The organism is Actinoplanes sp. NPDC051633 (assembly GCF_040681735.1).
Lineage (GTDB): Bacteria > Actinomycetota > Actinomycetes > Mycobacteriales > Micromonosporaceae > Actinoplanes.
This window is the reverse complement of record NZ_JBFAZH010001534.1, coordinates 1-1,521: the sequence shown is the minus strand read 5'-3', so window position 1 is coordinate 1,521 and position 1,521 is coordinate 1. Positions and strand designations below refer to the sequence as shown.

At 70.9% G+C, this 1,521-nt stretch carries 2 protein-coding genes; one reads left to right on the top strand and one right to left on the bottom strand.

The window, feature by feature from the left end; genetic code table 11:
- A partial coding sequence (locus tag AB0M20_RS42870; RefSeq protein WP_364307180.1) for a malate dehydrogenase occupies positions 1-805 on the top strand: 805 nt, incomplete at its 5' end.
- Positions 806-1,175: 370 nt separating this feature from the next.
- Here the strand turns inward: AB0M20_RS42870 and AB0M20_RS42865 are convergent.
- Positions 1,176-1,521, bottom strand: a 346-nt coding sequence (locus AB0M20_RS42865; protein WP_364307178.1) for a DUF1990 domain-containing protein, incomplete at its 5' end; no start/stop codon positions are given.

Sequence of the window (1,521 nt, the reverse complement as noted above, 5' to 3'; positions counted from 1 at the left end):
GTCCCGGCCGGTCGAGGGCTTCGAGACCAAGGTCGTCGGCGTGACCACCGGGCCGAACGGCGAGGGCTACGAGGCGATCGAGGGCTCGGACGTCGTCGTGGTCACGGCCGGCCTGCCGCGCAAGCCGGGCATGAGCCGGATGGATCTGCTCGAGGTGAACGCGAAGATCGTCCGGCAGGTGGCGGAGAACATCGCGAAGTACGCCCCCAACGCCGTCGTCATCGTGGTCTCGAACCCGGTCGACGAGATGACCGCGCTGGCCCAGCTGGCCACCCAGTTCCCGCACAACCGCGTCTTCGGCCAGGCGGGCGTGCTCGACACCGCCCGGTTCACCAACTTCATCGCCGAGACGCTCGAGGTGCCGGTGAAGAGCGTCGAGGCGCTCACGCTGGGCTCGCACGGCGACACGATGGTGCCGGTGCCGTCGAAGTGCACCGTGAACGGCAAGCCGCTCTCCGACCTGCTGCCGGCCGACAAGATCGAGGAGCTGGTCACGCGCACCCGCAACGGCGGCGCCGAGGTGGTCGCGCTGCTCAAGACGGGTTCGGCGTACTACGCGCCGTCGGCCGCGGCGGCCCGCATGGCCAAGGCGGTGGCCGAGGACTCCGGCGCGGTGCTGCCGGTCTGCGCGTGGGTCGACGGCGAGTACGGCATCAACGGCGTCTACCTGGGCGTGCTGGCCGAGGTCGGCGCGACGGGCATCAAGAAGGTCGTGGAGACCGAGCTCACGTCGTCCGAGCTCGACGGCCTCAAGGAGGCGGCCGAGGCGGTCCGCGCCAAGCAGGCGGACGTCGCCGACCTCTGACCAAGATCAAGTTCATGTCGTAGCCGGGTGGGTGGTGCAGACCGCTGCTCCCGCCGAGGGCCGGGCGGCCACATCTGGCCGCTGACGCGTCCAAACCGATGCGCCCACCCGGCGACCTGCGTGAGTGGTTGCGCCGCGGCCCGCACACCCCGCGGACCGCACAACAAAGTGGTAGCCCACAGACGCATCCGCGCTGCGGATGCGTCTCTGGGCTACCACTATTCGCTTGCGCCGCCGACCCGGGACCAGAAGTGGTAGCCCACGCACGCATCCGCGCCGCGGAAAGGTGGCTGGGCCACCACTGTTCGCCGCCGGCGGCCGGCCGGCGTGGTAGCTCGCGCACGTGTTCGGGTCGCGGAAGGTGGGTGGGCTACCAGTTCTTGGGGGTGCGGGTTGTGTGGGTGCTGAGGGACTTCAGGTATCTGGTGGTGTAGTAGGACTGGGCCAGGCGGCCTAGCGGGCCCGCGGCCCGGGTCAGCAGGGTGCCCGGGCGGGAGAAGGCTCGGATGTTGGCGCGGACCTCGCCGCCCGCGGTCAGCCGGACTGTGAACGCCTCCTCGCCGATCTCCGGGTGGCCGGGCAACGTGCCGTAGGCGAAGCCGCGGCGATCCGGCTCGTCGACCACGTAGACCACGCGGCACGGGATGCGCTGGATCAGCGGGCCCAGCAGGATGAACGACACGATCTCGACGCCCTCCGCCGCCCGGGGCGCCGAC